At 74.1% G+C, this 25,717-nt stretch carries 24 protein-coding genes; 16 read left to right on the top strand and 8 right to left on the bottom strand.

The features are described 5' to 3' along the window. The first annotated feature begins 25 nt into the window (after nucleotides 1-25). From JOF41_RS08875 to JOF41_RS08860, 4 genes are all read left to right on the top strand, one after another. Nucleotides 26-1,054, top strand: coding sequence for a saccharopine dehydrogenase family protein (locus JOF41_RS08875; RefSeq protein WP_189226844.1), 1,029 nt, complete (start codon nucleotides 26-28; stop codon nucleotides 1,052-1,054). A 356-nt stretch (nucleotides 1,055-1,410) separates the two neighbouring features. Then, nucleotides 1,411-3,393 (top strand): aminotransferase class I/II-fold pyridoxal phosphate-dependent enzyme, encoded by a 1,983-nt coding sequence (locus JOF41_RS36790; RefSeq protein WP_229796256.1) that lies wholly within the window; start codon nucleotides 1,411-1,413, stop codon nucleotides 3,391-3,393. Nucleotides 3,394-3,395: 2 nt separating this feature from the next. Continuing rightward, on the top strand, nucleotides 3,396-4,379 hold the full coding sequence (locus JOF41_RS08865; RefSeq protein WP_229796257.1) for a UbiA family prenyltransferase: 984 nt from the start codon (nucleotides 3,396-3,398) through the stop codon (nucleotides 4,377-4,379). Nucleotides 4,380-4,410: 31 nt separating this feature from the next. Then, nucleotides 4,411-5,670 (top strand): FAD-dependent oxidoreductase, encoded by a 1,260-nt coding sequence (locus JOF41_RS08860; protein ID WP_307867326.1) that lies wholly within the window; start codon nucleotides 4,411-4,413, stop codon nucleotides 5,668-5,670. A gap of 170 nt (nucleotides 5,671-5,840) precedes the next feature. Here the strand turns inward: JOF41_RS08860 and JOF41_RS08855 are convergent, their stop codons facing one another. Further along, a complete protein-coding gene (locus JOF41_RS08855; protein WP_209617669.1) occupies nucleotides 5,841-6,833 on the bottom strand; it encodes a methyltransferase in 993 nt (330 codons plus the stop codon). Between the two features lie 169 nt (nucleotides 6,834-7,002). Here JOF41_RS08855 and JOF41_RS08850 point away from each other — a divergent pair, with 169 nt between their 5' ends. Further along, nucleotides 7,003-7,836: a TauD/TfdA dioxygenase family protein gene (locus tag JOF41_RS08850; protein ID WP_189226846.1), complete on the top strand. Its 834-nt coding sequence runs from the start codon at nucleotides 7,003-7,005 to the stop codon at nucleotides 7,834-7,836. A gap of 42 nt (nucleotides 7,837-7,878) precedes the next feature. Here the strand turns inward: JOF41_RS08850 and JOF41_RS08845 are convergent, their stop codons facing one another. The 3 genes from JOF41_RS08845 to JOF41_RS08835 form a co-directional block, all read right to left on the bottom strand. Beyond that, entirely contained in the window at nucleotides 7,879-9,138 is a 1,260-nt protein-coding gene (locus tag JOF41_RS08845; protein ID WP_307867324.1) for a cytochrome P450 family protein, read from the bottom strand. Next, a complete protein-coding gene (locus JOF41_RS08840; protein ID WP_209617667.1) occupies nucleotides 9,135-10,829 on the bottom strand; it encodes a prenyltransferase/squalene oxidase repeat-containing protein in 1,695 nt (564 codons plus the stop codon). Before JOF41_RS08840 ends, JOF41_RS08845 begins: the two co-directional genes overlap by 4 nt. 64 nt (nucleotides 10,830-10,893) lie before the next feature. Next, nucleotides 10,894-11,931 carry an aminotransferase class I/II-fold pyridoxal phosphate-dependent enzyme gene (locus JOF41_RS08835; RefSeq protein WP_189226848.1) on the bottom strand — a complete coding sequence of 346 codons (1,038 nt, stop codon included), beginning with the start codon at nucleotides 11,929-11,931 and terminating at the stop codon, nucleotides 10,894-10,896. A gap of 369 nt (nucleotides 11,932-12,300) precedes the next feature. On the opposite strand from JOF41_RS08835, the gene JOF41_RS08830 reads away from it, so the two are divergent. From JOF41_RS08830 to JOF41_RS08790, 9 genes are all read left to right on the top strand, one after another. After that, the gene (locus JOF41_RS08830; RefSeq protein WP_209617665.1) at nucleotides 12,301-13,590 is read left to right on the top strand and encodes an MFS transporter; all 1,290 of its coding nucleotides are present in this window, start codon (nucleotides 12,301-12,303) and stop codon (nucleotides 13,588-13,590) included. A gap of 125 nt (nucleotides 13,591-13,715) precedes the next feature. Then, nucleotides 13,716-14,732, top strand: coding sequence for an alpha/beta fold hydrolase (locus JOF41_RS08825; RefSeq protein ID WP_209617664.1), 1,017 nt, complete (start codon nucleotides 13,716-13,718; stop codon nucleotides 14,730-14,732). Nucleotides 14,733-15,059: 327 nt separating this feature from the next. Beyond that, on the top strand, nucleotides 15,060-17,348 hold the full coding sequence (gene mbhE / locus JOF41_RS08820) for a hydrogen gas-evolving membrane-bound hydrogenase subunit E (protein ID WP_209617647.1): 2,289 nt from the start codon (nucleotides 15,060-15,062) through the stop codon (nucleotides 17,346-17,348). Beyond that, nucleotides 17,345-17,809, top strand: coding sequence for an MnhB domain-containing protein (locus tag JOF41_RS08815; protein ID WP_229796260.1), 465 nt, complete (start codon nucleotides 17,345-17,347; stop codon nucleotides 17,807-17,809). The genes mbhE and JOF41_RS08815 overlap by 4 nt, the downstream gene beginning before the upstream one ends. Beyond that, nucleotides 17,806-18,252 (top strand): NADH-quinone oxidoreductase subunit K, encoded by a 447-nt coding sequence (locus tag JOF41_RS08810; protein ID WP_189226852.1) that lies wholly within the window; start codon nucleotides 17,806-17,808, stop codon nucleotides 18,250-18,252. The genes JOF41_RS08815 and JOF41_RS08810 overlap by 4 nt, the downstream gene beginning before the upstream one ends. Then, nucleotides 18,252-19,634: a complex I subunit 5 family protein gene (locus JOF41_RS08805; RefSeq protein ID WP_244989544.1), complete on the top strand. Its 1,383-nt coding sequence runs from the start codon at nucleotides 18,252-18,254 to the stop codon at nucleotides 19,632-19,634. The genes JOF41_RS08810 and JOF41_RS08805 overlap by 1 nt, the downstream gene beginning before the upstream one ends. A 13-nt stretch (nucleotides 19,635-19,647) precedes the next feature. Next, a complete protein-coding gene (locus JOF41_RS08800) occupies nucleotides 19,648-20,136 on the top strand; it encodes a Na+/H+ antiporter subunit E (RefSeq protein ID WP_189226854.1) in 489 nt (162 codons plus the stop codon). A gap of 5 nt (nucleotides 20,137-20,141) precedes the next feature. After that, on the top strand, nucleotides 20,142-20,411 hold the full coding sequence (locus tag JOF41_RS08795) for an MrpF/PhaF family protein (RefSeq protein WP_229796261.1): 270 nt from the start codon (nucleotides 20,142-20,144) through the stop codon (nucleotides 20,409-20,411). Beyond that, nucleotides 20,408-20,749: a monovalent cation/H(+) antiporter subunit G gene (locus JOF41_RS08790; RefSeq protein ID WP_209617644.1), complete on the top strand. Its 342-nt coding sequence runs from the start codon at nucleotides 20,408-20,410 to the stop codon at nucleotides 20,747-20,749. The genes JOF41_RS08795 and JOF41_RS08790 overlap by 4 nt, the downstream gene beginning before the upstream one ends. A 27-nt stretch (nucleotides 20,750-20,776) precedes the next feature. On the opposite strand, the gene JOF41_RS08785 is transcribed toward JOF41_RS08790, so the two are convergent. From JOF41_RS08785 to JOF41_RS08775, 3 genes are all read right to left on the bottom strand, one after another. Next, nucleotides 20,777-21,067, bottom strand: coding sequence for a DUF3040 domain-containing protein (locus JOF41_RS08785; protein ID WP_209617642.1), 291 nt, complete (start codon nucleotides 21,065-21,067; stop codon nucleotides 20,777-20,779). A 12-nt stretch (nucleotides 21,068-21,079) separates the two neighbouring features. Further along, complete coding sequence (locus JOF41_RS08780) at nucleotides 21,080-21,583, bottom strand: TraR/DksA family transcriptional regulator (RefSeq protein ID WP_209617639.1); 504 nt, start codon at nucleotides 21,581-21,583, stop codon at nucleotides 21,080-21,082. 243 nt (nucleotides 21,584-21,826) lie between these two features. Continuing rightward, nucleotides 21,827-22,576 (bottom strand): glucose 1-dehydrogenase, encoded by a 750-nt coding sequence (locus JOF41_RS08775; protein WP_189226858.1) that lies wholly within the window; start codon nucleotides 22,574-22,576, stop codon nucleotides 21,827-21,829. Between the two features lie 123 nt (nucleotides 22,577-22,699). On the opposite strand from JOF41_RS08775, the gene JOF41_RS08770 reads away from it, so the two are divergent. After that, entirely contained in the window at nucleotides 22,700-23,098 is a 399-nt protein-coding gene (locus JOF41_RS08770) for a winged helix-turn-helix transcriptional regulator (protein WP_189226859.1), read from the top strand. 33 nt (nucleotides 23,099-23,131) lie between these two features. Here JOF41_RS08770 and JOF41_RS08765 read toward each other — a convergent pair whose 3' ends face one another. Further along, on the bottom strand, nucleotides 23,132-23,998 hold the full coding sequence (locus JOF41_RS08765; RefSeq protein WP_209617636.1) for a helix-turn-helix domain-containing protein: 867 nt from the start codon (nucleotides 23,996-23,998) through the stop codon (nucleotides 23,132-23,134). Between the two features lie 245 nt (nucleotides 23,999-24,243). Between JOF41_RS08765 and JOF41_RS08760 the strand changes: the two genes are divergently transcribed. Next, complete coding sequence (locus JOF41_RS08760; protein WP_209617633.1) at nucleotides 24,244-25,716, top strand: aldehyde dehydrogenase family protein; 1,473 nt, start codon at nucleotides 24,244-24,246, stop codon at nucleotides 25,714-25,716. The last annotated feature ends 1 nt before the right edge of the window (nucleotide 25,717 follow it).

Raw genomic sequence — 25,717 nt, 5'->3', positions numbered from 1 at the left:
AATCGTTCGAACTGGGGAGAAGACCATGGCATCAGGGCTCGCGGTGGCGGTGTACGGCGCTTACGGGCACACCGGGCGCTTCGTGGTGGCACAACTGCGGGAGCGCGGGTACGTCCCCGTGCTGTCCGGGCGCGACGCCGGCGCGCTGGCGGCGATGGCGTCCGAGTCCGGACTGGAGGTCCGCCCGGCGTCGGTGGAAGACCCGGCTTCGCTCGACCGCGCGCTGGCGGGTGTGGCGGCGGTGGTCAACTGCGCGGGCCCCTTCGCCACGACGGCCGCGCCCGTGGTCGAGGCGGCGCTGCGCGCGGGCATCCCCTACCTGGACGTGGCGGCCGAGATCGAGGCCAACGCCGACACGTTCGCGCGTTTCGCGGAGCGCGCCCGCGCCGAGGGGGCGGTGGTCGTGCCCGCGATGGCGTTCTTCGGCGGTCTGGGCGACCTGCTGGCCACCGCCGCGATGGGCGACTGGGCGGAGGCCGACGAGGCGCACGTCGCGTACGGGCTGAGCGGGTGGCACCCCACCGCCGGGACGCGCGCCGCGGGCGCGGTCTCCCGGCAGCGGCGGGGCGGCAGGCGTGTCCGCTACACCAACGGCGGCCTGGAGTACCGCCACGACGACCCGCCGACCCTGGTGTGGCCCTTCCCCGAGCCGATGGGGCCCCGCACCGTCATCGGGGAGTTCAGCATGGCCGACGTGGTCACCGTGCCCAGCCACCTGCCCATCCCCGAGGTGCGCACCTACATGGCGGTCGAGGCGGCCAGGGAGCTGTCCGCCCCGGACACGCCCGCGCCCACCCCCGTCGACGAACTCGGGCGGTCCGAGCAGACCTTCCTCGTCGACGTCGTCGTGCGCTCCGGCGGTCGGGAGCGGCGCGCCGTGGCGAGGGGGCGTGACATCTACGCCGTCACCGCGCCGCTCGTGGTGGAGGCGGTCGACCGCGTGCTCACCGGGCGCACCAAGGCGGTCGGCGTCGTCTCCGCGGGCGAGATCTTCGACGCGCCCGACTTCCTCCGCGCGCTCTCCCCGCACATCACCGCGGACCTGCCCGCGTGACCGCGCCCTACACCACGTCGCCATTTCCCGCGAGAAGAAATGCTTCACAGTATTCATTAACAGCGTCAACGTTCGACCCGGAAACGATCCGAGACGTACAGCGCCAATCGTCCTGATGTGCGCTGCGCCGAATGCGCCAACGTGTACCGCCTGCATTAGCACGCCACCCGTTACACCCCCGAGACAGGACGTTGTCCGCAGGTAAACGCACTACCAGGCGACATGTCGCGGGGGTTGCCGGACCGCCGGGCCGACCTGCCCTTACGCCCCTTCCCAACTGACGGGGAATTCGGTAAGGGTTGTTCGGAGCAGTTTTAACGTTTACGACGGGCTCGACCGGTGAACGGGGACCCAGCGTGCCGAACATCGTCCACCAGCTTTCCCTCAACGAGAACTTCGCCCCACCGCTGCCCGGAGTCCGGGAAGCGGTGATCGACGCCGCCGACCGCGCCCACCTGACCCTGGACGCGCTCTCCGACGGGCTCACCGCCGCGTTGGCGGACCACCTCGCGGTGCCCGCTTCCGACGTGCTGGTCGGCGCCGGGTCCAGCGCCGTGCTCCAGCAGCTGTTCCACGGCATCGCCGGGGCGGGCACCGAGGTCGTGCACGCCTCGCCGTCGTTCGAGGGGTACGGCCTGCTGGTGCGCAACAGCGGCGCCACGCCGGTGGCCGTGCCCCTGGCCGACGGCTACGCCGCGGACCTGGACGCGATGGCCGCCGCGGTCACGTCGCGCACCAGGGCGGTCCTGCTGTGCAACCCGAACAACCCCACCGGGTCGGTGCTGGGGCACGCCGAGGTGGAGCGGTTCCTCGAGGTGCTGCCGCCGGAAGTGCTGCTGGTCGTGGACGAGGCGTACCGCGAGTTCACCGACCCCTGCGACGTGGCCGACGCGCTGGCCCTCTACCGCCACGACCCCCGCGTCGTGGTGGTCCGCACGTTCTCCAAGTCGCACGGGCTGCTCGGCCTGCGCGTGGGCTACCTGGTGGCCGCGGCGTCCGTGGTCGAGCCGCTGCGCACCACCGCGGCGTTCTTCCGCGTCAGCACCGTCGCGCAGGCCGCGGCCACCGCCGCGCTGGCCGCCGAGGAGCAGATGCGCGCGCAGTGCGAGGCGGTCCGCGCGGAGCGCGACCGGCTGCGCGCGGCGCTGGTGGACTGCGGGCTGACGGTGCCGCCGAGCGCGGGCAACTACCTGTGGCTGCCGCTGGGGGCCGACGGTCCCCCGCTGGTGGAGTTCCTGGCCCGGCACGGCGTCGCGGTCCGCGAGATGGGCGGGCTGGGCGTGCGGGTGACCGTGGGGACGCGGGAGGCCAACGACGCGGTGATCGCCCTGGTGGCGGAGTACACGCGCAAGGGCCTGTCCTCCGGCGCCAGGGCGCTGGTGGCCCGACTGCGCGAAGCCCTGCGCGACGAGTGGCCCGAGCACACCGACCCGGTGCTCGACATCTCCCGCTACGCGCTGCTCACGCCGGGCAAGATGCTGCGCCCGCTGCTGCTCGCCGCCGCGGCGGGTGCGGTGGGGGGTGACGTGGAGCGGGTCCTGCCCGCCGCGCTCGCGGTGGAGTACCTGCACGTCGGGTCGCTGGTGCACGACGACATCATCGATGGCGACGAGACCCGCCGGGGCAGGCCGTCGGTGCAGCACCGCTACGGCGTGCCCGACGCCATCGCCACCGGCGACGCGCTGATGATGCGCACGTTCGGCTCGGTGGCCGCCTGCGTCGAGCGCGGTGTGCGGGCGACGGCGGCGCTGGAGGCGGTGCGCGCGATCTCCGACGCCGGGGTGGACGTCTGCCGCGGCCAGGTGCTGGAGAGCAGGATGGCCGCCGATCCGACGCGCCCGCTGGCGCAGTACCTGACGGTGATGGCGCTCAAGACCGGGGCGCTGTTCCGCGGCGCCTGCCGGGCGGGCGCGCTGCTCGGCGGGGCCGGACCGGCCGCGGTCGACGTCGCGAGCCGCTACGCCGAGCACCTGGGCCTGGCCTTCCAGATCTACGACGACCTGCTGCCCTACCTGTCCGACCCGGCGACCACCGGCAAGTCCGCGCTGAGCGACCTGCGCAACCTGCGGCCCACCTACCCGGTGCTGCTGGCGCACGAGATGGGCGCGCCGGAGCAGCGCGCGCGGCTGGTGGACGCGCTCAGCGGCGGGCTGCCCGCGCAGGAGGCGTTCGCGCAGCTGCGGGAGGTGCTCGACGACACCGGTGCGCTGAAGCGGGCGGTGGAGCACGCCGAGGCGGAGGTGGTGGCCGCGAAGTCCTGCCTGGCCGACCTGCCGCCCAACGAGCACACCGCGATACTCGCCGAGGTCGCGGACCTGTCGGTGGACCGGAGCCGGTAGCCGTGGCGACCTGGCGGGGCACTGTCGAGGCGCACGTGCAGACGTGGCGGCCGTACACGCTGGCCTACCCCGGTGTCGTCGGGTTGGCGGGCGCCTCCGTCGCCGCAGGCACCCCCCAGCCTCGACACCTGCTCGCGGCCGTGGTGATCCCGGTGCTGGTCTGGCTGGGCGGGCACTACCTGGGCGACTGGTTCGACCGGGAGCTGGACGCGATCGACAAACCGCAGCGGCCCATCCCGTCGGGGCGGTTGAGCCCGCGCGCCGCGCTGCTGTCGGCGGTGGCGTGCGAGGTGGGCGCGGCGGCGGTGGCGCTGGCCGCGGGCTGGCGGGTGCTGGCGCTGCTGGTGCTCGGCGTGCTGGGGATCGCCGCCTACAGCCGGGTGTGCAAGGGGCGCGGCATCTCCGGCAACCTGGTGCGCGGCGCGCTGACCTCGCTGGCCGTGCTCGCGGGCGCGGCCTGCGTGCCCGGCGGCCACCTGTGGGCGGCGGCGCCGTTCGCGGTGGTGTTCCTGCTGCACGACGCGGCGTCCAACCTCGTCGGCGCGGTGCGGGACGTGGCGGGCGACCGGGCGGGCGGGTACCGCTCGGTGCCGGTGCGGCGGGGTGTCGCCTACAGCGCGCGGCTGGCCCAGGCGCTCTACGGCCTGGCGCTGACCACGGCCGTGGCGGCGGTGCTGACCCCGCTGCCCGACCGCACGTCCTACCTGGTGCTGCTGCTGGCGGCCACCGCGGTCGGCGCGTGGGCGTTCGGCGGGCTGCTGACCCAGGGCGAGGCCATCACCCGCGAGTCGGCGTTGCGGGCGCACCAGGTGCTGGTGGCAGAACGGCTGGTGCTGGCGTGCGCGGTGACGGCGGCGGGCGCGGGTGTGGCGTTCGCGGTCGCGGTGCTGCTGCCGGTGCTGGTGTTCAGCGTGGTGTCCCAGAACGCCATGCGCGTCCGCCACGAGATCCCCCCTGCCGAGCTGAGGAAGGCGAGCGTCCGATGACCGCGATCGACGACCGGGGACGAGGCGGGGCGTGAGCACCGACGTGGACGTGGTGGTGAGCGGGGCCGGGGTCGCCGGGCTCGCGGCGGCGCACGCGCTGGGCGGGCTCGGTCTGCGCGTGCTGGTGCTGGACAAGCAGCGCGAGATCCGCGCCGTGCCGAAGGGCGAGCTGCTGCAGCCCGGCGCGACGAACGTGCTCGCGGACTGGGGCGTGGCCGACGGGCTGGCCGCCGACGGCGCGCTGCGGCTGTCCGCCTTGGTGGCGCGCGACGCGCGGGGCGCGCCGCTGATGACGATGGACTACCGGGTGCTTCCCACCGAGCGGCCGTGGCTGCTGGTGCACGACTACCACGTGATCCTGGCCGCCCTGGCCCGTGCGCTGCCCGCGTCGGTGGAGCTGCGGCGTGGCGTGGTGGTGCGGGAGCTGGTGCGCGACGAGCACGGGCGCGCGGCCGGTGTGCGCACCGACGGCGGCGACGTGACGGCCGGGCTGGTCGTGGCGGCCGACGGGGTGTCATCGCGGTTGCGTCGCGACGCCGGGATCGGCATCGAGCGCACCGACTACCCGCACCGGCTGGCGGCGTTCGAGCTGACCGGCCAGCCGCTGACCGAGGACGTGTCCACCTACGCGACTTCGCGCGGCCTGGCGATGCGGTACTCGCTGCCCGGCGGACGCGCCCGGCTGTACGTCCAAGTAGGACCGGACGAGCTGCGGCGGGTGGGCGTGGACGCCGCGGCAGGGTGGGTCGACGGCCTGGTGCGCGATGTGCCCGCGTTCGCCTCGCTGCGGGAGGACGTGGTGCGGGCCTGGCCGACGCGGCAGGTGCTGCCGGTGAGCCGCGCGCTGAGCGCGTCGTTGACCGCTGACGAGCTGGTGCTGATCGGGGAGAGCGCGCACGCCGTGCACCCGGCGGCGGGCCAGGGCATGAACAGCTCCATTGTGGACGCGGCGAGCCTGGGCGCGCGGTTGCGCGCGCTCGACGGCGACCTGTCACCGGAGCTGCTGGGGCCGCGGCTGCGCGCGTGGAGCGCGGAGCGCAGGCGGGCGCTGGTGCACGTCGGGACGACCAGCCACAACGCCACCCGCATGATCACCGACCTGTCGCCGTTCGGCCGGGCGATCGGCCGCCGGGCGCTGCGCAAGACCGGTGGGAACCGGCGGTTGAGCTACACGATCATGCACAACATGGCCGGGCTGGGGCAGCACCCGCTCAAGCCGCTGGACCGCCTGCACCAGCTCGGCGTGCTGCCCGATCCCAGGGGTGGGCGGCTGCCGGGCTGGGCGCGGTGACCCGCCGGGTCCGCGAGTCGCGCGTTCGGACACCGCGAATCGCGCGTTCGCGCACCACGAACCGCGCGTTCGGGGAGCCGGGTGGTGGTTACCGGCCCGCGGGGGCACCTCGGGTAGTACTTGCCGACGCGCTTTGGGGTGGAGGTGCCCCGCGGGTGGTGGGGGCGCGGCTAGTGGCGGCACTCCACGACGACCAGGCCGCTGTCCCAGTGGCGGGCGGTGGCGGTGGCGAACCCGGCGCGGGCGGCCAGTGCCGTGAAGTCCTCCGCCGAGCGCTCCCGACCGCCCAGCAGGGTCAACGACTGCAGGTCGAACGACGAGTTGTTCTTCGCGTGCTCGGCTCCGGCCAGCACCTCCACGACCAGCAGGCGGCCCCGGCCGACGGCCTCGGCGGCGCGGGTCATGATCCGCAGCGCGTCCTCGTCGCCCCAGTCGGTGATGACGCGGGAGATCACGTAGGTGTCGTAGCCGGTGGGCAGCGGGTCGAAGAAGCTGCCGGGCACGAACGAGGCGCGGTCCTCCAGCCCGGCCTCCTTCAGCGCGGTGGTGGCGTCCGGCTCCACCGGCGGCAGGTCGAGCACCGCTCCGGTCAGGTGGGGGTTGGCCTTGAGCACCTCGATCAGCAGGGCCCCGGTGCCACCGCCGACGTCGAGCACCCGCCGGGTGGACGACCAGTCGCACTCGGCGGCCACGACCGGACCGGTCTGCCAGGCGTGCACGGCCATGATGCCGCCGAAGAACCGCCGCAGCCCCTCGTCGGCGGCGTAGTCGTCCCAGAACGGGACGCCGTGCACGGTGCCGTAGGCGGATTCGCCGGTGCGCACCGAGTGGGCCATGCCCGCGTAGGCCAGGTCCATCTTCGCGCCGGGGCCCTCGCCGTCCAGCCAGGCGCGCGCCCAGCGGTGGTCCTCGCGCAGCAGGACGCGCGAGACGTCGGTCAGCGCGTAGGCGCCGGGCTCCGGCTCGGCCAGGAAGCCGATGGAGGTGAGGTGGTTGAGCAGCCTGCGCAGGGCGTCGGGGTCGGCTCCGGCCGCGCGCGCCAGCGCGTCGAGCCCTCGGGTGCCGCCGTCGATCAGCTCGGGCAGGCGCAGGCTGACCGCGGCCCGCACCGCGAACGGCGTCACGAGGTCGATCATCCTGGCCAACTCGTCCTGTGCGGTCATTCCGGTGAATTCCCCTCGGTAGCACGGGAAAAAATTCGTCCGACTCGATCCTGACAGCAAGGGACAAGTGGGGTCAACAGCACCGGAAAACATTAAACACCAACCCGGACCGCGCCGTGCGACACGTGCGCGGAATTCAGCGACGCGCATCAGAAGAAAGAGGGACACCATGCCTTTCCAGGTTCGCCCGGTCGCCGGTTCGCTCGGTGCGGAGGTGTACGGCGTCGACCTCGGCGCGGTCGACGACGAGCAGTTCAAGGAAGTCCACGACCTGCTGATGCGCTACCTGGTGCTGTTCTTCCCGGACGCGGGCGGGTTGACCCCGCAGGCCCACAAGGCGTTCGGCAGCCGCTTCGGCGAGCTGGAGGTCCACCCCTTCCTGCCGAAGCTGGCGGGCCACGACGAGATCGTCGTGCTGGACTCCGACCAGGGTGCGCGGGCGGACGTGTGGCACACCGACGTGACGTTCAACCCCAGTCCGCCGATCGCCTCGGTCCTGCAGATCACGCAGACCCCCGAGACGGGCGGCGACACGATGTGGAGCAACCAGTACCTGGCCTACGAGGCGCTGTCGGAGCCGGTGCGGGAGATGCTGGAGGGCACGACGGCGTCGCACCTGTTCGTGCACCCGCAGGGCACCTTCCGCGGCGAGGCCGAGCACCCGGTGGTCCGCACGCACCCGGTGACCGGCCGCAAGAGCCTGTACGTCAACCGCATGTTCACCCGCCGCATCCTGCAGCTGAGCAAGGGCGAGAGCGACGCGCTGCTGGAGCACCTGTTCTCGGTGTCGGAGAGCCCGCAGCGCACCTGCCGCTACCGGTGGGCGCCCGGTGCGGTGGCGGTGTGGGACAACCGGGCCACCCAGCACTACGCGGTCAACGACTACCAGGGGCGCCGGGTGGGGCAGCGCGTGACGGTGCTGGGCGACGAGCCGCGCGGCGCGGAGCCCCGCTGGGCCAGGTACCAGGAGCCCGGCATGTCCGCGACGGCGGTCAAGGACTGAGGGGCCGGTGGTGGCGGGCCGCGGCGGCCCGCCACCACCACCTCAGCCGTTCGCGCGGGGGCCGAGCACGACCGGGAACGTGCGCGGGGCGTGCACGTGGACGCTGCGGCGGAAGGTCAGCTCGGCCGGGTCCGCCGCCGCGCGCAGGTGCGGGAACCGGGCGAACAGGGCGGCCAGCGCGACCTCGCCCTCCAGGCGGACCAGCGCCGCGCCCAGGCACCGGTGGATGCCGTGGCCGAAGGCGAGGTGCCCGGCGGTGCTGCGGTCCGGGTCGAACCGCGCGGGGTCGGCGAACTGCGCCGGGTCGCGGTTGGCCCCGCCCGTGGACAGCATGACCGACGCGCCCCTGGGGATCGGCACCCCGCCGATCTCCAGGTCCTCGGTGGCGAAGCGCAGCGAGGCGTTGAGGGCGGGCGAGAGCCAGCGCAGCAGCTCCTCGACCAGCGACGGCACCTCCGGGGGCGAGGCCAGCCGCTGGCGCGCGGCGGGGTCGGCCAGCAGGGCGCGGACGCTGTTGGTGATGAACACGGCGGTGGTCTCGTGGCCTGCCATGAGCAGCAGCATGGCCATCGCCACGATCTCGACGTCGGAGAGCCGGTCCCCCTCGTCGGAGGCGGTGATCAGCGCGGACAGCAGCGCGTCGTCGGGGGCGGCGCGCTTGGCGGCCACCAGCCCCTCCAGGTAGTCGGCCATCTGCGCGGAGGCGCGCCGCAGCTCGGGCTCGGGGCACTCGTCGATGAGCACGGTCGACAGCCGGGCGAACTCGTCGCGCTCCAGCTCGGGGACGCCGAGCAGCTCGCAGATCACCACCATGGGCAGCACGATCGCGTACCGCGCCACCAGGTCGACCGGCTCGTCCTCGGGCAGGGCGTCGAGCAGCTCGTGCGCGACCGCCTCCACCCGAGGGCGCAGCTCGGCCACCCGGCGGGCGGTGAACGCCTGGGTGACCAGGGCCCGCAGGCGGGTGTGCTCCGGCGGGTCGAGCGAGGTCAGCATGTGCGACATGGGGGCGGGCAGCGCCGGGGGTGCCGCCGCCCGCTCCGCCTCGGGCAGGGTGGACCGCCAGTCCTTGGCCAGCCGGGGGTCGACCAGTCCCGCGCGCACGTCGGCGTAGCGGGTGACCAGCCAGGTCCGGCCGCCCTCGAAGTCGACCTCGCGGACGGGCGAGTGCTCCCGCGCCCAGGCCAGCGCCGCGTGCGGGTCGCGCCAGTAGTCGTCGGTGAACGAGTCCCCTCGCACCGTGCCCGTCATGAGGTCCTCCGCTTCCTGCAGCGTCGAGCTGGACTGGTCGGTGCCGCTCACGACGTCGTGGCGGGCGGGCGGATCGCGTCGCGGTAGCGGCCGAGCGCGCGCAGCGCCATCCCCTGGGCGAACGCGGGGTTGGCGTACCGGCTGACGAACCGCACGTACTCGTGGACGGCCTCCCACGGCCACCCGCCGCCGGGTTCGCGGCGCCGCAGCAGCCAGTCCACCCCGGAGCGCAGCCCGGCCGGGTCGGCGCCCGCCGCCAGCAGCGCCGAGATCGCGTAGCCGGTCTCCTCGACGGTGCCCGGCGCGCCCGCCCCGTCACCCCACGAGCCGTCGGCCAGCCGGGCGCGCTCCAGCCACGCCACCGCCCGGCGGGCCGTGGCGTCGTCCGCCCGCCCCACCCTGACGAAGGTCTCCAGCACGGCCGCGGTGGCCATGGTGTGGTGCCGGTACCACACCGACTCGAAGGCGCCGTCCGGGAGCTGGGCCGACGCCAGCCAGCGCAGCGCCCGGCGCACCCGGCGGTCGTCGGCGGGCACGCCCGCGTCCAGCAGGGCGTCGACGGCCTGCACGGTGGTCATCGGGCAGGGGCCGCTGTTGGCCACCTTGGTGTTGCGCACGCACAGGCCCCAGGACCCTCGGGTGTCCTGCACGCGGGTCAGCCACTCCACGCCCCGCGCGATGGCGTCCGCCTGCTGGTCACCGGGCAGCCTGCACAGCACCGACAGGATCTCGCCCGTCTCCAGGGTCGAGGGCCAGCCCTCGGTGCCCGCCCAGCCCCAGTAGCCCGGCGGGCACCCGAACGCCAGGAACGGGCGGTGCTGCTGCAGGCGCACGAACAGCTCGGCCGAGGCGGTCAGCCGCGGGTCCGCGGCGTAGCCCACCTCGGTCAGGCCGCGCACGGCGTACATCGTCCAGGCCGCGTCCAGCGGACCGGTCTGCCACCAGCCGTCGGGGTGCATCGTGCGGCGGAACCACCGCACGGCGGCCTCGACCATGTCCGGGGCCAGCCCGGCGCGGGCCAGGCCGGTGCAGACCAGGCCGGTGACCCAGGCGTTCTCGCACCACGCGCCGGTCGAGCCCTCGTGCTCGTAGACCTGCCGGACCACCTTGAGCGCGTTGGGCTCGGCCAGGCGGGCCAGCGCCCGCTGCACCGGGTTGAGCGGCTTGTGCCGGACCTGGGCCAGGCCGAGCGCGGAGACCATCGGCAGGCGCAGGTCGAACAGCCTGCGGTACAGCCCCGGCCACAGCGCCAGCTCCAGCGGGAAGCGGCGCATGTCCTCGGGGGCCAGCCAGCCGACGAAGCCGTAGTACTGCCTGCACCAGGCGACGACCTCGGGGTGCGGGATCGCCTCCAGGCCGCCGTGCTCGGCCATCCAGTGCTGCCCCGAGGCCACCTGGGCCGCGCTCCCGCCGGGGTCGACCAGGTGCAGCACGGCGGAGGCGACCGCCGTCGTCCCGGCCTCGCTGGCCAGGCCGGGGACCATCGCCCAGCCGCCGTCGGCGTTCTGGGTGCGCCTGAGCCACCCGGCGCCCGCCGCGATCAGGTCGGCGCTGCCCGCCGGGTCGGCGTGGTGCAGCGCGGCCAGCGCGCCGACCGTGCCCAGCGTCGAGGTCAGGTTGTCCTGGCTGTAGTCGAACACCCCGTCCGGGCGCTGGGCGAGGAACAGCGCCTCCGCGCCCTCGGCGATCGCCTCGTCCAGCACGCCCGTGAACGGGTCGGGGTCGACGTGCACCGACGTCATGCGGAGTCCTCTCCCCCGGCCGAGGTGACCGGGAACTGGTCGGCGGGAGCGCGGCGGCCGGGGGTCACCGGTCGTTGGTCGCGGCGAGCGCGGGCGCGGGCGCGGGCGCCGAGGCGAACAGCGCGGCCGCCCGCAGGACGGCGTCGTTGGCCTCGGGGGTGCCGGTGCTGACCCGCACGCCCGCGCCGCCCGCCAGCACGCGCACCGCGATGCCGTGCTCGGCCAGGTGGGCCACGAACTCCTGGTTGCGCGCACCCAGCCGCAGCCACAGGAAGTTGCCGCCGCTGGGCGGCACGTCGAAGCCCAGCTCCAGCAGCCCCGCCCGGACGCGGTCGCGCTCGGCGGCCACCCGCTCGCACTGCCGCCGCATCCTCGGCCCGGCCGCGAGCGCGGCCACCGCCGCCGCCTGGGCGACGGTCGGCACCCGGTAGAACGGCGTGGTGCGGCGGACGGGCGCGACCACGTCCGCCGCTCCCACCAGGTAGCCGACGCGCAGGCCGAGCAGGCCGTGCGACTTGGAGAAGGTCCGGACCACCACCACGCGGTCGTCGGTCGCGGCCAGCTCCACGGCGTCGGCGACCGCGGCCGGGTCGGCGAACTCCCGGTACGCCTCGTCGACGAGCACGAGGACGTGCGGCGGCAGTGCCTCCAGCAGCGCGCGGAGCCGATCGGCGCCGAGCACCTCACCGGTGGGGTTGTTCGGGTTGCACAGCAGGACGACCTTGGTCTCCGGGGTGACCGCGGCGGCCACCGCGGCCAGGTCCTGCCGGTCGTCGGGCGCGGGCACCGCGACCGGTCGCGCGTGCGCGTTGCGGATCAGCAGGGGGTACATCTCGAAGGAGGGCCAGGTGTGCACCACTTCCGAGCCCGGACCGCAGTGGGCGGCGAGGAACTGCTGCAGCAGCGCCCCCGATCCCGCGCCCGCCACCACCCGCTCGGCGGCGACCCCCAGGTGCCCGGCCAGTTCCGCCGCCAGGCCGTCGGCCAGCGCGTCGAGGGTGAGGTGGACCTGGTCCACCGAGCCCAGCAACGCCTCGCGCACCCCCGGCAACGGCGGCGAGCAGTTCTCGTTCAGGGACAGCTGATGGACGATCCGGGTCACGGGGCCAGCCTTTCCCGGTGCGGCGAAGCGCAATCGGTCGAACTTTTGCGCAGGCAGATCGATTGGCACGCTAACGATCACGAGCCGATCACGTCAAGACCTCCGTCCGGAGCGGGAAGCGGCGCACCTTTAACCGGAAATTAACGACTCCGGTATTCACCGCATCAGCGGTTGACCGATAGGGGTTTGCCGACCAGGATTCCCGTTCCCGCGGCACCGGTCAATACGCGAACGCGCCGCTCCGATTGCCCGATCGGACAGTGACAATCCGGGCCGCGCGGCCGTACGGTGACGTGCCGTCCCCCTTTGACCGCCCACCCGACCGCGACTCCCCGCGCCCGGCCGGGCGCCCGCGAAGGAGGAACGGAAATGAGCGTCGACGCCCCGAGCACCCGACCGGGCGCCACCACGCGGTTCGGCAGGGTCGCCGCCGCGCTGCTGACCTCCCAGTTCGGTGTCTACATCGCCGTCATCACCCCGCTGCAACTGCTGCTGACGCTGCGGCTGACCGGGTTGGCGGAGGACCACGCGGCGGCCACCGACGCCTTCGGGGTGGTCACCGGCCTCGGCGCCGTCGTGGTGCTGGTGTTCACCCCGATCGCGGGCCGGATCAGCGACCGCACGCCGTTCGCCCTGGGCCGCCGCCGCACGTGGATCCTCTTCGGCTCGCTCAGCGGCGCGGTCACGCTGGTCGCCCTCGGCGAGACCACCGCGGTGTGGCAGGTGGTCCTGCTGTGGTGCCTGGTCAAAGCGCTGTTCAGCTTCCAGCAGTCCGCGACGGCCGCCGTGCTGGCCGACCAGGTGCCCGCGCGGCGGCGCGGCCTGGCCTCCGGGCTGCTCGGCCTGGTCATCCCGTTCGCGCCGATGCTCGGCCTGGTGATCGTCAACGCGCTGCCCGCCGGGTCCGCGTCGCAGTGGCAGGCCATCGCCGTGATCGCCGCCGCGGCGGGCATCGCGGCGGTGCTGCTGATCCGCGAGGGCAGGCCCGCGCCGGGCGGGCGCGAGCGCGACGGGCTGGGCGTGGTGCTGCGGACGTTCTGGCTCAACCCGCGCCGCCACCCGGCTTTCGGCTGGGCGTGGTTGGTGCGGTTCCTGATCACCGCCACCTACGCCGCGGGCAGCTACGTCTCGCTGTACCTGATCCAGCGGTTCGGCGTGGGGCAGGCCGAGGTCGGCGGCCTGGTGCTGCTGTGGTCGGTGATCCACGTGCCCGCCGCGGTCGTCGCGAGCCTCGGCGCGGGATACCTGTCGGACGCGCTGCGCAGGCAGAAGCCGTTCGTCGCGGTGTCGGCGTTCATCGGCGTGGTGTCGATGCTGCTGCTGGCGTTCGCGCCCTCGACAACGGTCGTGTTCGTCACCGCGGGTGTCATGGGGATCGGGATGGGCACCTTCCTGGCCGTGGACATGGCGATGTGCGTGCGGGTGCTGCCGGACGGCGCGAACGCGGGCAAGGACCTCGGCATCGTCAACATCGCGAACACGCTGCCGCAGTCGCTGGTCCCGCTGGCCGCGCCGCTGCTGCTGGGGTTGGGCGGGTACACCGCGTTCTTCGGCTTCCTCGCCCTGCTGGGCATCGCGGGCGCGCTGGCCGTGCGACGGGTGCCCGAGATCGGCCAGGAGGGCGGCGCACCCGGCGTCGCCCCGCTGCGCCGCGCCTGATCTGTCCACTCAGCACAGTCCTGTCGGCCCAGCTCATTCACGTCCTCTGTGGACGGATTCGGCGCGTCTTGCGAAAACAGCAAGATCTGTTGCCGCCACCGCGGCCCCGTGGCGAGACTGCCCGCATGATCTCCGCACCACGCGCGGCGGTGGCCGCCGCACTGACCCTGCTGCTCACCGGTACCGCTTCCTGCTCGCCATCGCCCACCCCCGACACTCCCGCGCAAGCCTCCGCGCAAGCCCACGCCCACACCGCGGTCACGCAGGACGACCCGCGTTTCACCGACACCTTCCGGCACGAGTTCGCCGACGTCGACGGCGTCCGGATGCACTACGTGACCGGCGGCAGCGGCACCCCGGTGGTGCTGCTGCACGGCTGGCCGCAGACGTGGTTCGGCTGGTGGCCGATCATGCCCGCACTGGCCGAGCACCACACCGTCTACGCCATCGACCTCCCAGGGCTCGGCGACAGCACCGGCACCCCGACCGGCTACGACAAGGCGACCCTGGCGCGGTACGTGCACACCCTGGTGGCCGACCGGCTCGGCATCCGGGACGCCCGCGTCATCGGGCACGACCTGGGCGCCGCCGTGGCGTTCCAGTACGCCGCCCAGTTCCCCGCCGACACCGCGCGGCTGGGCTACCTCGACCTGCCGCTGCCCGGCCCCGGCATCGACGCGGCCACCTACCGCTCGCTGAGCTGGCACATCGCCTTCCACTCCCAGCCGAAGGTCCCCGAAACCGTGGTCGGCGACGACGTTCGCGAGTACCTGGCGCTGTTCTACCCCCAGGTCTCCTTCGGCGGGACGGCGTTCGGCGGCACCTCGGACCGGTCCCCGTTCACCGACGCCGACATCGACGAGTACGCGCGGACCTACCGCAGGCCCGAGGCGCTGGCCGGGGGCTTCGAGCTGTACCGCGCCCTCGGCAAGGACGTCCAGGACACCCTCGCCGCCGCACCGGTGCGCGTCCCGACCCTGCTCATGGCCGCCCAGGGGCAGATCGACGCGGTCCGGGCCACCGCGGCACCGCGCATGACCGACATCGTGCGAGCGGTCGACGTGCCCAACGCGGGCCACTGGCTGGTCGAGGAGAACCCGGAGTTCGTCACCGACGAGCTGCTGAGCTTCCTCCGGGGATGACGCCGGCTCGCGAGAGGGCGAGGCGGTAGCCCGCCCGACGACCGACCACCCCACTCGGGTGTCATCACATCGGCTCAACGCAGCCGACCGCTGAAGTGGCGGTGCCGGGGGCGCGCCGGGCCGTCGGCACGCGGCGATGAGCAGGATGCGATCGGGGCCGGTAGCGTGCCTGGGCGGAGGCATTCGATCAGCGCGGCGCCCAGGAGGGTGATCCCTGGCCAAGTCGTCGAGGAGAGCGCAAGGCCGAACGACAGGACTTGCCCTCGGCCGCCACGGAGCACCCCGAACTGACCGCGGCGACCGGGAAGCGGACGGGAGGAGTCGCCCGTGGTCGTCATTCGCGGTGGTGCCGCGCCCCCCGGCGCGGGGCAGCGGCACCGGGGGTCTGCGGTGGACTGGCCGGGGTGGCTGGCGTGCGCGGCCGCGCTCGCGGGGTTCGCGCTGTGCCTGCTCGGTTGGCTGGCGGGCGGCGGCGCGTTCTCGCTGCCGTGGGCGCCGAGCCTGGACTTGGAGCTGAGCTTCGCGCTCGACGGCTTGGCCGTGCTCTACGGGTTGCTAGCCACCGGGGTGGGCGCCCTGGTCTTCGCCTACGGCACCCGCTACCTGAGCCTGCACCTGGAGCACCAGCGGCGGCAGGCGGTGGAGCGGTGGCGGTTCTGGCCGTGGATGGCGCTGTTCGCGGTGGCGATGGTGGGCCTGGCCACCGCGCAGGACCTGGTGCTGGTGTTCGTGTTCTTCGACCTGACCGCGGTGTGCTCGTACTTCCTCATCGGCTTCGACCGGGCCGAGCGCGAGGCGCGGACCTCGGCGCTGATGGCGTTGCTGGTGACGGTGGTCGCCGCGGTGGCGATGCTGGTGGCCGCCGTGCTGCTCTACGCGGCCCACGGGACGTTCTCCATCCCCGAGCTGCTGGCGCGAGCGGCCCCCTCGGCGACCACCACCCTGGCGGCGGCGTTGCTGGCGGTGGCCGCGCTGGCCAAGAGCGCGCAGGTCCCGCTGCACTTCTGGCTGCCGAGGGCGATGGCGGCGCCGACACCGGTGTCGGCCTACCTGCACTCGGCGGCGATGGTCGCGGCGGGCGTGCTGGTGATCGGGCGGGTGCACCCGCTGCTGGCCCGCAGCGAGGCGGTGTTGACCGGGCTGCTGGTCGTGGGGGCGGCGTCGGTGGTGGTGGGCGGGGTCCTGGCGCTGCGGCGGGACGTGCTCAAGCAGGTGCTCGCCTACTCCACGATCTCGCAGTACGGCTACGTGGTGATGATGTACGGGATGGGCGGGGCGGCGGGCAACGGCACCGCGGCGTTCTACGTGCTGGCGCACGGCGTGGCCAAGAGCGCCCTGTTCATGACCGCGGGGGCGGTGACGATGGCCACCGGCGAGGACCGGCTGTCCCGGCTGGGCGGGCTGGGCCGCCGCGCGCCGGTGCTCGCGGCGGCGGCCGGGGTGGCCTCGGCGACGCTGGCCGCGCTGCCGCTGACGGTCGGGTTCTTCAAGGACGAGCTGCTGTTCACCGCGGCGCTGCGGCACGGCCCGACGACCGCGGTGCTGGCCGTGGTCGCGGCGGCGCTGACGTTCGCCTACGTCGGCCGCTTCTGGGGGGCGCTGTTCCTGGGACCGCCGCGCGGTCGGGTGGGCTCGACCCCGGTCCTGCTCGTCGCCCCGGTGGTGGTCCTGGCGGTGATCGCGGTGGCCGGGGGTCTGGTGGTGGAGCCGTTCGCCCGGCTGGCCGAGGACGCGGCGGGCGTCTCGGCGGGCGGCCCGGTCGCCCTCTCCCCCACCTACCACCTCGACGCCCGCGCGGAGAACCTGATGGCGCTGGCCGCGTGGGCGGCGGGCGGGGCGCTGCTGGCCCTGCCGCGCGTGGTGGACCGGGTGTCGCGGGCCGTGGCCGTGGCGGGCGAGCGGGCGGGACCGCGGCGGGCCTACGAGATGGCGGTGCACGCGCTCAACCGCGCCTCGACCGCGCTGCACGACCGGGAGGTGCGGGACCTGCGCACCAGCATCGCCGCGGTGCTGGTGCCTGCCGGAGTGCTGATCGGCCTGGCGTTCGCCGCCACCCCCACCGCGGGCGCCTACGTCGTCGGCGCGGTGGTCGGGGCCGACTGGCTGATCCTGCCGCTGCTGGCGCTGGTCGTCATCGCGACCGTGGTGATCGCCGTGGCCAAGGCCCGGCTGGCCGTGGCGCTGGCCCTGTCGGTGGTCGGCTTCGCGCTGGCGGCGGTGTACGCGCTGGTCGGCGCGCCGGACGTGGCGCTGGTGGCCGTCGTGGTCGAGACCATGCTCACCCTGGTCTTCGTCGCGGCGCTGGCCCGGATGCCGCGCGAGGCCCCGGAGCGGGACGCGGGTGCCCCCGCCCGCGTGCGCAGGCGGCGGCGCGACGCGATCGCGGGCGGCGTCGCCGGGGTGGCCGTCTTCGCCTCGGTGTGGGGGTTCCTGTCCCAGCCCGCGCCCGACAGCGTCTCCGCCGAGCACATCCGGCTCACCCCTGCCGCGCACGGCAGCGACGTGGTCACCGTCATCGTCGCCGACTTCCGCGGCCTGGACACCCTGGTCGAGATCACGGTGCTGCTGGTGGCCGTGGTCGGGGTGGCGACGCTGGCGCGGCGGAGGCTGTGGTGAGGCCCGGCGGCCGGGACGGGGCCCCGGACGCGGTGGTCCGCGTGGTCGCCCGGCTGCTGCCCGGCCCGAGCCTGATGGTCGCCGCGGGCCTGATCGCCAAGGGCTACGCCGAGGTGGGCGACGGCTTCGCCGCCGGGGTGATCGTCGCGCTGGCGATCGCGCCGAGCTACGTGGCGCTCGGCGCCGAGGGTGTGGAGGCGGCGCTGCCGGTGCTGCGCCACGCTCCGGCGGTGGCGGTCGGCGGACTGCTCCTCGCGCTGGCGAGCGGGTTCTTCCCGCTGCTGCTGGGCGAACCGCCGGTGAGCCACCGCCCCGCTCCTGGCGAGCACGTGGTCAAGATCGGCGCGCTGGAGCTGTTCACCCCGCTGCTGCTCGACATCGGGGTGTTCCTGCTGGTCGTCGGAGTGCTGACGGTGCTGCTGCACCAGTTCGGCCGACCTCGGCGGGAGGGCGGGCGGTGATCCTCGCCTTCGCCCTCGCGGCGGCCTTCCTGTTCGGCTCGGGCGCCTACCTGCTGCTCAAGCGGGACCTGATCCGGATGGTCGCGGGCATCATGCTGATCTCGCAGTGCGCCGTGGTCACGATCATCGCCGCCAGCCTCGGCCGGGGGCGGGCGGCGATCGCGGTGGCGCCGGGTGACCCGGTCAGCGACCCGCTGCCGCAGGCCCTGGCGCTGACCGCGCTGGTCATCGGCCTGGCCACGGTGGCACTGCTGCTCGCCCTGGTGCACCGGGCGGTCGTGGTGTTCCGGACCGCCGAGCAGGACCGGCTGGCCGCGACCGAGGCCGCCCACGAGGCGGCGCTGGAGCGGGAGCGGCGGGCCGACCGCGAGGAGGTCGGTCCCGCCCCGGAGGAGGCGGGGCCTGCCGAAGAGGAGCCTGCCGACGGGGGGCGGGCGCGCTGATGCTGCTGTCGATCGCCCTGCTCGTGCCCTGGGTGTCGGGCGCCCTGCTGGTGGCCCTGGACGGGCGCCGACGTGCCGTGGCCTGGCTGGCCGTCGTCGCGCTCGCGGCGAACCTGGCGGTGCTCGGCGTGCTCGCCGCCGAGGTGTCCACCTGGGGCGTCGCGCAGGTCGTCACCGGCGGGTGGCCCGTCGGGGTGGGCATCGTGCTGCGGGCCGACGCACTGGGCGTCGCCTTCGCGGCGCTCTCGGTGCTGGTGCTGCTGGCCGCGGCCGCCCACGAGGCGATCGGCGGGGTGCGGTCGCGGACCTTCCCCGGCCTGGTCGTGCTGCTCTCCGCCGGGTTGACCGGCCTGTTCGTCACGGCCGACGTGTTCTCCTTCTACGTCTTCTTCGAGCTGGCCATGACCGCCTCGTACGCGCTGAGCGCCTACGGCGGCAAGCGCCGCCAGCTGCGGGCGGCGCTGGTGTTCACCGCGGTCAACCTGCTGGGCTCGTTCATCTTCCTGCTGTCGGTGGCGGGCGCCTACCGGGTGACCGGGGCGCTGGCGATGGACCAGGTCGCCCAGCGCCTGCTCACCGTCAACCCCAACGCCGCGGTCCTGATCGCCGCCGGGTTCTTCACCGCCTTCAGCGTCAAGCTCGGGCTGTTCCCCTTCCACTTCTGGCTGCCCACGGTCTACGCGGGCGCCCGGCCCGCCGTCGCGGCCATCCTCAGCGGGGCCGTGGCGAACATCGGCTCGTACGGGCTGCTGCGCTTCGGCGTCGCCCTGTTCCCCGAGCAGCTGCGCCTGGCCGGTGTCGCCCTCGTGGTGCTGGGGGCCGCGTCGATCGTCTACGGCGGGGTGATGGCGGTCGCCCGCGGCGACGCCGCCGAGATGCTGGCCTACTCCGCGATCGGGCAGGTCGGGTACGTGCTGGTCGCGCTGGGCGTGGGCGGCCCGGTCGGGCTGACCGCCGCGGTGCTCTACAGCGCGGTCAACTCCTTGAACAAGGCCCTGCTGTTCCTGGCCTCGGGGGTGCGGGGCGCGCTGGTCGCGGCCGCGTTCGCGCTGGGGGCGCTGAGCGTGGCGGGGGTGCCGCCCGCGGCGGGGTTCGTCGGCAAGCTGGAGCTGTTCCGGACCGGGGTCGTGGCGGGCAGCGCCGCCCTGGTGGTGCTGCTGGTGGTCGGCAGCGCGCTGTCGCTGGTCTACCTGTTCCAGGTCTACCAGCGCCGCTTCTGGCGCGCGGACCCGCAGGCGGTGGGAGCGGCGAGCCCGCTGGCCCAGCGGCTGCTCACCGCGGCGCTGGCGCTGCTGGTGCTCGCCCTGGGGGTGTGGCCCGAGCCGCTGCTGGCCTTCAGCGGCCACGCGGTCGAGGCCCTGCTGGCCGGGAACTCCCCATGACAACGGAGGTGTGATGATCGCCCTGGTGCTCCGCGTCGTCGTGCTCACCTCGATCTACCTGCTGGTGCTGACCAGCCTGCGGCCGGGGGACGTCCTCACCGGACTGCTGCTGGCGACGCTGGTCGTGCTCGCGAGCAGGCGCACCGGCCGCGGCGCCCCGTCGCAGCCGGTTCCGCTGCGCCGCAGGCTCGCGGGGGTCCCCGCGCTGGTCGGCGGGACGCTGGTCGACCTGGTCAGCGGCACGTGGCAGACCGCCGTGCGGCTGCTCGGCCGGGGCCCGGCCGAGGGTGGACTCGTCGAGGTCCCGATACCGCCGGGTGGACCGGTCTCGGCCGCGGCCTGGGGGGTGCGCGTCGGGTTCGTGCCGGACACCGTGGTCGTGGAGATCGACGAGGAGCGGGGCCGGATGCTGCTGCACGTGCTCGACGCGCGGAACCCGGCGGCCGTGGTCGCCGCGCAGCACGACTCCTACCAGCGGCGCCAGCGCCGGGTCTTCCCCTGACCGCCGTGCCCGCCTTCATCGTCGTGCCCGCCCTGTTCTGGGTGACGCTGCTGCTGGTGGCCGGTGGCCTGGCGCTGATCCGCGCCCGTGACGTGCTCCAGCGGGTGGTCGCGCTGGACCTGCTGGCGGTGATCGTCATCGCGCTGCTGGCGCTGCTGTGCTTCCTGTGGGGGCAGGCGTACTACTTCGACGCCGCGGTGGCGCTGGCCCTGCTGTCCTTCGTGGCCACCGTGGCGGCGGCCAGGTACCTCGGATCGGGAGGTCCGTTCGGATGATCTCGGTGCTGCTCGACGTGGTCGGCGGTGTGCTGCTCCTGGTGGGCCTGCTGCTGCTGACCATCAGCCTCGTCGGCGTCCTGCGACTGCCCGACACCTACCACCAGTTGCACGCCCAGGGCCTGGCCACCGGGCCGGGGGTGATCGCCGTGCTGGCCTCCTCGATCGCGACCGAGAACGCCACGATCATCACCTTCGCCGTGCTCGCGATCGCGTTCGTGGCGCTCACCTCGCCGGTGTCCAGCCACGCCATCGCCCGCGCCGCCCACCGCCGCCGGAACAGCGCCGGGACCGGCGGCGGGACCGGCGGCGGGATGGACAGCGCGGGCGAGGCGTGAGCGGCGGTCGGCGCAGCCGCGCGCCCCTCACTCGGGGTGCTCTCGCCGGGCGGGGGTGGCGGGGAAGCGCTGGGCCACCCAGACCGCTCCCGCGATGACGCCGAAGGCCAGCGCCCCACTCGGCTCCCCGGTCAGCAGCAGGAGGAAGGCCAGCAGCGCGGCGATGGTGATGATCGCCGCGCCGAGTGACCGGTGCCCCGTCCGAGGTGCCGGTCCGGCCGCGTCGAGGGCCCGGAAGGACCGCTCGAACTCCGGGTCGTCGTCGATCAGCCCGCGTTGGATCTCGTGCAGCGCTTCCTGCTCGCGTTCGCTGAGCACGTCCCCACCTCCTCACGGGTTGCTCGACACCGGGTGCCGGGGTGCCGAGCGGGGTCGGTGCGGGCGGCGGCTGTGGTGGCCTCGTGGTGTCCGGAAGGCCGGGCGCGCGTGCGAGCGGTGCCGCGAGCCCGGACCGGTGGCGGAGCCGTCGGTGTGCGCGGGGCGTTGGCGGCAGTCCAGGCACCACCGCGAGGTGGGGATGGCGCGCAGCAGGCGCACCGGGATGTCGGCCCGGCAACCGCCGCAGCGGCCGTAGTCCCCTGTCGCGATGAGCGCGAGCGCGATGTCGATGTCGGCCAGCGCCTGCCTGGCCGCCTCGGCGACCTTGACCAGGACTTCACGTCGCGCCGCGTCGGCGGCGGTGGGGGCCGGACCGCGGGCGGCCTCCAGCGCGCCGAGCTCGGCCAGCTGCTCCAACCGGAACCGGCGTTGGTCCTCCAGCACCGCGCTCAGCTCGGGCAGGTGGTGGGCGAGGCGTTCGATCGGGGCGGCTTGCGGTGCGGGCGCGCGTGGCATCGTGGCGTCTCCGGGTTCGTCGTGGCGGGCGTTCCTGCGGTGTCGGCCGGTCCCGACCGCGCGGGCCGTCCGGGTCCGGGCCGACACCTCTTCGAGAGCTCAACCGCTCTCAGTGCCAGGATGACGCGAGCGCCACTCCCCCGGCTTGTGCGTTCCCGACAACCACGACCGCACTTCTTGTCCGGGTCCGGCAACCGGCGTGGTACCGCTCCAGCAGCCGATCACCGTCCTGCGCGAGGGGGGTCAGCGGTGCCCGCCGGAAGCGAAGATCACCTCTCCGGTGATGAAGCGGGCGGCCGAGGAGGCCAGGAAGACTGCCACCGGGGCGATGTCCTCGGGCACGCCCAGGCGGCCCAGCGGGATCTCGGCGGCCATCCGCTCGTGGGCGGGGCTGCCGACGAACCCCATGTCGCGGGTTCCCTCGGTGTCCGAACCGGTCGGCGCGATGGCGTTGACGCGGATGTCGCGCACGGCCAGTTCCCTGGCCACGACCACGGTCGCCGCGGTGATCGCGCTCTTGCTGGCGGCGTAGAGCGCGGTGAAGGGCGACAGGGTGGACACCCCCGCGGTGGACAGGTTGATGATCGCGCCACCGTCGGCTTCCGGCGCCGCGGCGAACTCCCGCATCGTCAGGAACGAGCCGAGCACGTTGATGTCGAACTGGCGGTGGAACTCCTGCGGCGACACGGCGTCGAAGGGCGCGAAGGAGTAGACGCCCGCGTTGTTCACGAGCACGTCCACCACGCCGAAAGCCCCACGGGCGGCGGCGAACAGGCTGGACACGTCGGTCGGGGAGGAGACGTCGGCCCGGATCGCGACGGCACGGCCGCCGCCCGCCTCGATCCCGCGCACCACGCGATCAGCGGCCCGCTGGTCGTGGACGTAGTTCACGACCACCGCGGCACCCGCTTCGGCCAGTGCCGTCGCGATGCCCGCGCCGATTCCCCTCGACGCACCGGTGACCAGCGCGACACGACCGTCCAGGGACAGCATTGAGCACTCCTCGTCATGGGTGAACGGCCAGGTTCTCGCCTCGTCAATGGCCCTGACCTGGTCGGTAACGCTAGGAGAGCTCGTTGCTTGTGGGAAGTACGCACTTTTTCGTAACCTGCGGCCATGGATGAAACCCCGCGGCTCGCCACGGCCCGGACCCTGCTCGCGGCCGACACCTTCGAGCAGAACTGCCCGACCCGCGCGGTGCTGGACCACGTGACCAACCGGTGGGCCACCCTGATCCTGGCCGCGCTGACCGCCGGACCGCACCGCTTCTCGGCATTGCAGTCGCGGGTGGCGGGGATCAGCCACAAGATGCTCTCGCAGAACCTGAAGACGCTCGTCGCGTACGGCCTGGTGGACCGCTCCGTCGAGCCGACGGTGCCACCGCGGGTGACCTACCGGCTGACCGGGCTCGGCGAGGAGCTGACCGAGCCGCTGTGCGCCCTGATCCACTGGATCGGACGGCACACCGAGCAACTACTGACCGCGCGAGCGGAACACGCGCTGACGACGTCCTGACCTGGAGCACCGCGACCGGGCCGTCCACTGTGGTCAGACGTGCGCCGGGCCGCCGCTGTCGCCGTCCGCCGCGAGTGGAGCCAGTCGCTGGGTGCCGATCGCGGCCAGCAGGTCGAGCTTGCTCCGGGCGTCGGTGCCCGGACGGGGTGTGTAGACCACGACGCGGAGGTTCGAGTCCTGCGTGGTGAGGGTGTCGGAGTCCAGGGCGACGGCTCCGACCTCGGGGTGCTCGACCACCTTGTGCCCGCTCTGGTGCGCGGCCACCGTCCCCAGCGCCCACAGCTCGCGGAAGCGCGCGCTGCGCGTCAACCGCGCGACCAGCGCCGTCAGCTCCGGGTCGTCCGGGTAGCGGCTGGTGGTGGCGCGCAGGTCGGCGACGAGGGATTCCTCGTACGCGGAGCGCTCGGCCCTGGTGACCCGCACGCGGCTCGGCCCGCCCTCGAACTGGCACAGCAGCATGTTCCGGCCGTCGGCGGACAGCGCGGACGGGTCGCCGAAAGTCGCCGCGAACAGCGGGTTCCAGTGCAGCAGCTGCCAGGTCGCGTCGTAGACCGACAGCGGGTGCCCGACGAGCTGGTCCATGATCCGGTGCACGCTTCCCGGGATCAACCTCGGCACGCGGGCCGGGTCCGCGACGTGGCCCGCGAGGCGCATGAGGTGCGCCTGCTCCTCGTCGGACAGCTGCAGCGCGCGGGCCAGCGCGAGGCACACCTGCGCGGACGGGGTCGCGGCCCGTCCCTGCTCGATCCGGACCACGTACTCGATCGAGATGCCCGCCAGCACGGCCAGCTCCTCGCGCCGCAGCCCCGGAGCACGACGCGGTGAGCTGTGCGCCAGTCCGACCGCGCTGGGCGGGAGGCGATCGCGCCAGGCGCGCAGCGCGGCACCCAAGTCGTTCATGCGCACAGTCTCCCGCACCACCCTCCACCGCTGCCTGGTACCAGCTGTACCAGGAAGATCCTTGGCTGCCACCGCCCGTTCCGGGGCACGACCCTGGGACTTGTGAACCCACCGGACCCCGCGGACACCCCGCCGGACGTGAACGGGCCGCGGCGCGCCGCGGCCGACCGGCTGCCGCGCGGGCAGATGGAGCCGCGCTGACGACCCCCGTCCCTCCACCGGCTCACCTCGACGAAAGGACACCCGTGTCCCAGAGCACGAACCTCCCCGCTCGCCACTGGATCGACGGGAAGTGGACCGAATCCGCGCGGCTCGGCGAGTCCGTCGACCCCTCCACCGGCGCGGTGGTCGGCGCCTTCTACGACGGCGGTGAGGCCGAAGCGCGCGCGGCGGTCGACGCCGCCGCGGACGCCTTCGCCTCGACCGGCTGGGCTCGCGACCACTCCGCGCGGGCGATCGCCCTGGAGCGGCTGGCCGACGCGCTCGCGGCACGCGTCCCGGAGATGGCCGCCACCCTCTCCAGGGAGAACGGCAAACTCCTGCGCGAGACCACGTGGGAGGTCGGCGGTGCCGCGACGTGGCTGCGCTACGCGGCGGCGAGCGCGCGCACCCAGATCGCGGGCCGCGCTGCCGAAGTGGCCCCCGGGCAGTACTTCCGCTCGACACCGGAACCGGCGGGGGTGGTCGGCGTCATCTCGCCCTGGAACTCCCCGGTGCTGCTGACCGTCCGGGCGCTGGGGCCCGCGCTGGCCGCGGGCTGCGCGGTCGTGGTCAAGCTGCCCGCGCAGACCGCGTTGACCAACGAGCTGTTCGCCCAGGCGGTCGCCGCGGTGGAGGAGATCCCGGCGGGGGTGGTCAACATCGTCACCGAGAGCGGCAGCGAGGTGGCCCGCCACCTCGTCGCCTCGGAGCGGGTCGACGTGCTCAGCTACACCGGCAGCACCCCGGTGGGCAAGGTGATCGCCGCCTCCGCCGCGACCACGCTCAAGCGCGTCGGCCTGGAACTGGGCGGGAAGACGCCCCTCGTGCTGTTCCCCAGCGCCGACCTCGACCGCGCCATCCCCGACCTGCTGCGCGCGATCACCCTGATGAACGGGCAGTTCTGCTGCACCGGTTCGCGCGTCCTGGTCCACCGCGACATCGCCGACCGGGTCCGCGCGGCGCTCACCGAAGCGCTTCCCCGGCTGCGGTTGGGCGCCTGGGACGACGACGAGGCCGACCTCGGCCCGCTCATCGACCGCGCCTCGGCGGAGCGGGTCGACGCCATCGTCGAGGAGGCGGCCTCCTACGGCGAGGTGCTGGTGCGCGGTGGGCAGGTCACCGAAGGACCCCTGTCGTCGTCCGGCGCCTTCTACCGGCCCAGTCTGGTGGAGGTCGCCGACACCGATGCCCGCATCGTCCAGGAAGAGGTGTTCGGGCCGGTCCAGACCTTCGAGGTCTTCGACGACGAGGCCGACGCCGTGCGCAAGGCGAACGCCACCCCGTACGGGCTGGCCGCCTCGATCTTCACCGGCGACCCCGCCCAGGCCCGTCGGGTCGGCCGCCAGGTGCGCTCCGGGGTGGTGTGGACCAACACGTGGGGGCTGCTCAGCGAGCACTTCGAGCAGGCGGGCGTCAAGGACAGCGGGTACGGGTACCTGTGCGGACCGAGGGGGATCGAGGAGTTCCAGGTGCTGAAGGTCTACTCCGAGGTCGACCACGCCGAGGCGAGGGGCTGAG

Source organism: Saccharothrix coeruleofusca, from assembly GCF_017876325.1.
In the GTDB taxonomy this organism is placed as follows: domain Bacteria; phylum Actinomycetota; class Actinomycetes; order Mycobacteriales; family Pseudonocardiaceae; genus Actinosynnema; species Actinosynnema coeruleofuscum.
The sequence above is the reverse complement of the archived record's forward strand: the minus strand, read 5'-3'. Positions and strand labels throughout refer to the sequence as shown.

Excerpts from the sequence above, each read along its gene's own strand:
- JOF41_RS08875 (WP_189226844.1), top strand. The coding sequence starts at position 26 with ATGGCATCAGGGCTCGCGGTGGCGGTGTACGGCGCTTACGGGCACACC.
- JOF41_RS08855 (WP_209617669.1), bottom strand. The coding sequence starts at position 6,833 with ATGACCGCACAGGACGAGTTGGCCAGGATGATCGACCTCGTGACGCCG.
- JOF41_RS08850 (WP_189226846.1), top strand. The coding sequence starts at position 7,003 with ATGCCTTTCCAGGTTCGCCCGGTCGCCGGTTCGCTCGGTGCGGAGGTG.
- JOF41_RS08840 (WP_209617667.1), bottom strand. The coding sequence starts at position 10,829 with ATGACGTCGGTGCACGTCGACCCCGACCCGTTCACGGGCGTGCTGGAC.
- JOF41_RS08830 (WP_209617665.1), top strand. The coding sequence starts at position 12,301 with ATGAGCGTCGACGCCCCGAGCACCCGACCGGGCGCCACCACGCGGTTC.
- JOF41_RS08825 (WP_209617664.1), top strand. The coding sequence starts at position 13,716 with ATGATCTCCGCACCACGCGCGGCGGTGGCCGCCGCACTGACCCTGCTG.
- JOF41_RS08805 (WP_244989544.1), top strand. The coding sequence starts at position 18,252 with ATGCTGCTGTCGATCGCCCTGCTCGTGCCCTGGGTGTCGGGCGCCCTG.
- JOF41_RS08800 (WP_189226854.1), top strand. The coding sequence starts at position 19,648 with ATGATCGCCCTGGTGCTCCGCGTCGTCGTGCTCACCTCGATCTACCTG.
- JOF41_RS08790 (WP_209617644.1), top strand. The coding sequence starts at position 20,408 with ATGATCTCGGTGCTGCTCGACGTGGTCGGCGGTGTGCTGCTCCTGGTG.
- JOF41_RS08780 (WP_209617639.1), bottom strand. The coding sequence starts at position 21,583 with ATGCCACGCGCGCCCGCACCGCAAGCCGCCCCGATCGAACGCCTCGCC.
- JOF41_RS08775 (WP_189226858.1), bottom strand. The coding sequence starts at position 22,576 with ATGCTGTCCCTGGACGGTCGTGTCGCGCTGGTCACCGGTGCGTCGAGG.
- JOF41_RS08770 (WP_189226859.1), top strand. The coding sequence starts at position 22,700 with ATGGATGAAACCCCGCGGCTCGCCACGGCCCGGACCCTGCTCGCGGCC.
- JOF41_RS08765 (WP_209617636.1), bottom strand. The coding sequence starts at position 23,998 with ATGAACGACTTGGGTGCCGCGCTGCGCGCCTGGCGCGATCGCCTCCCG.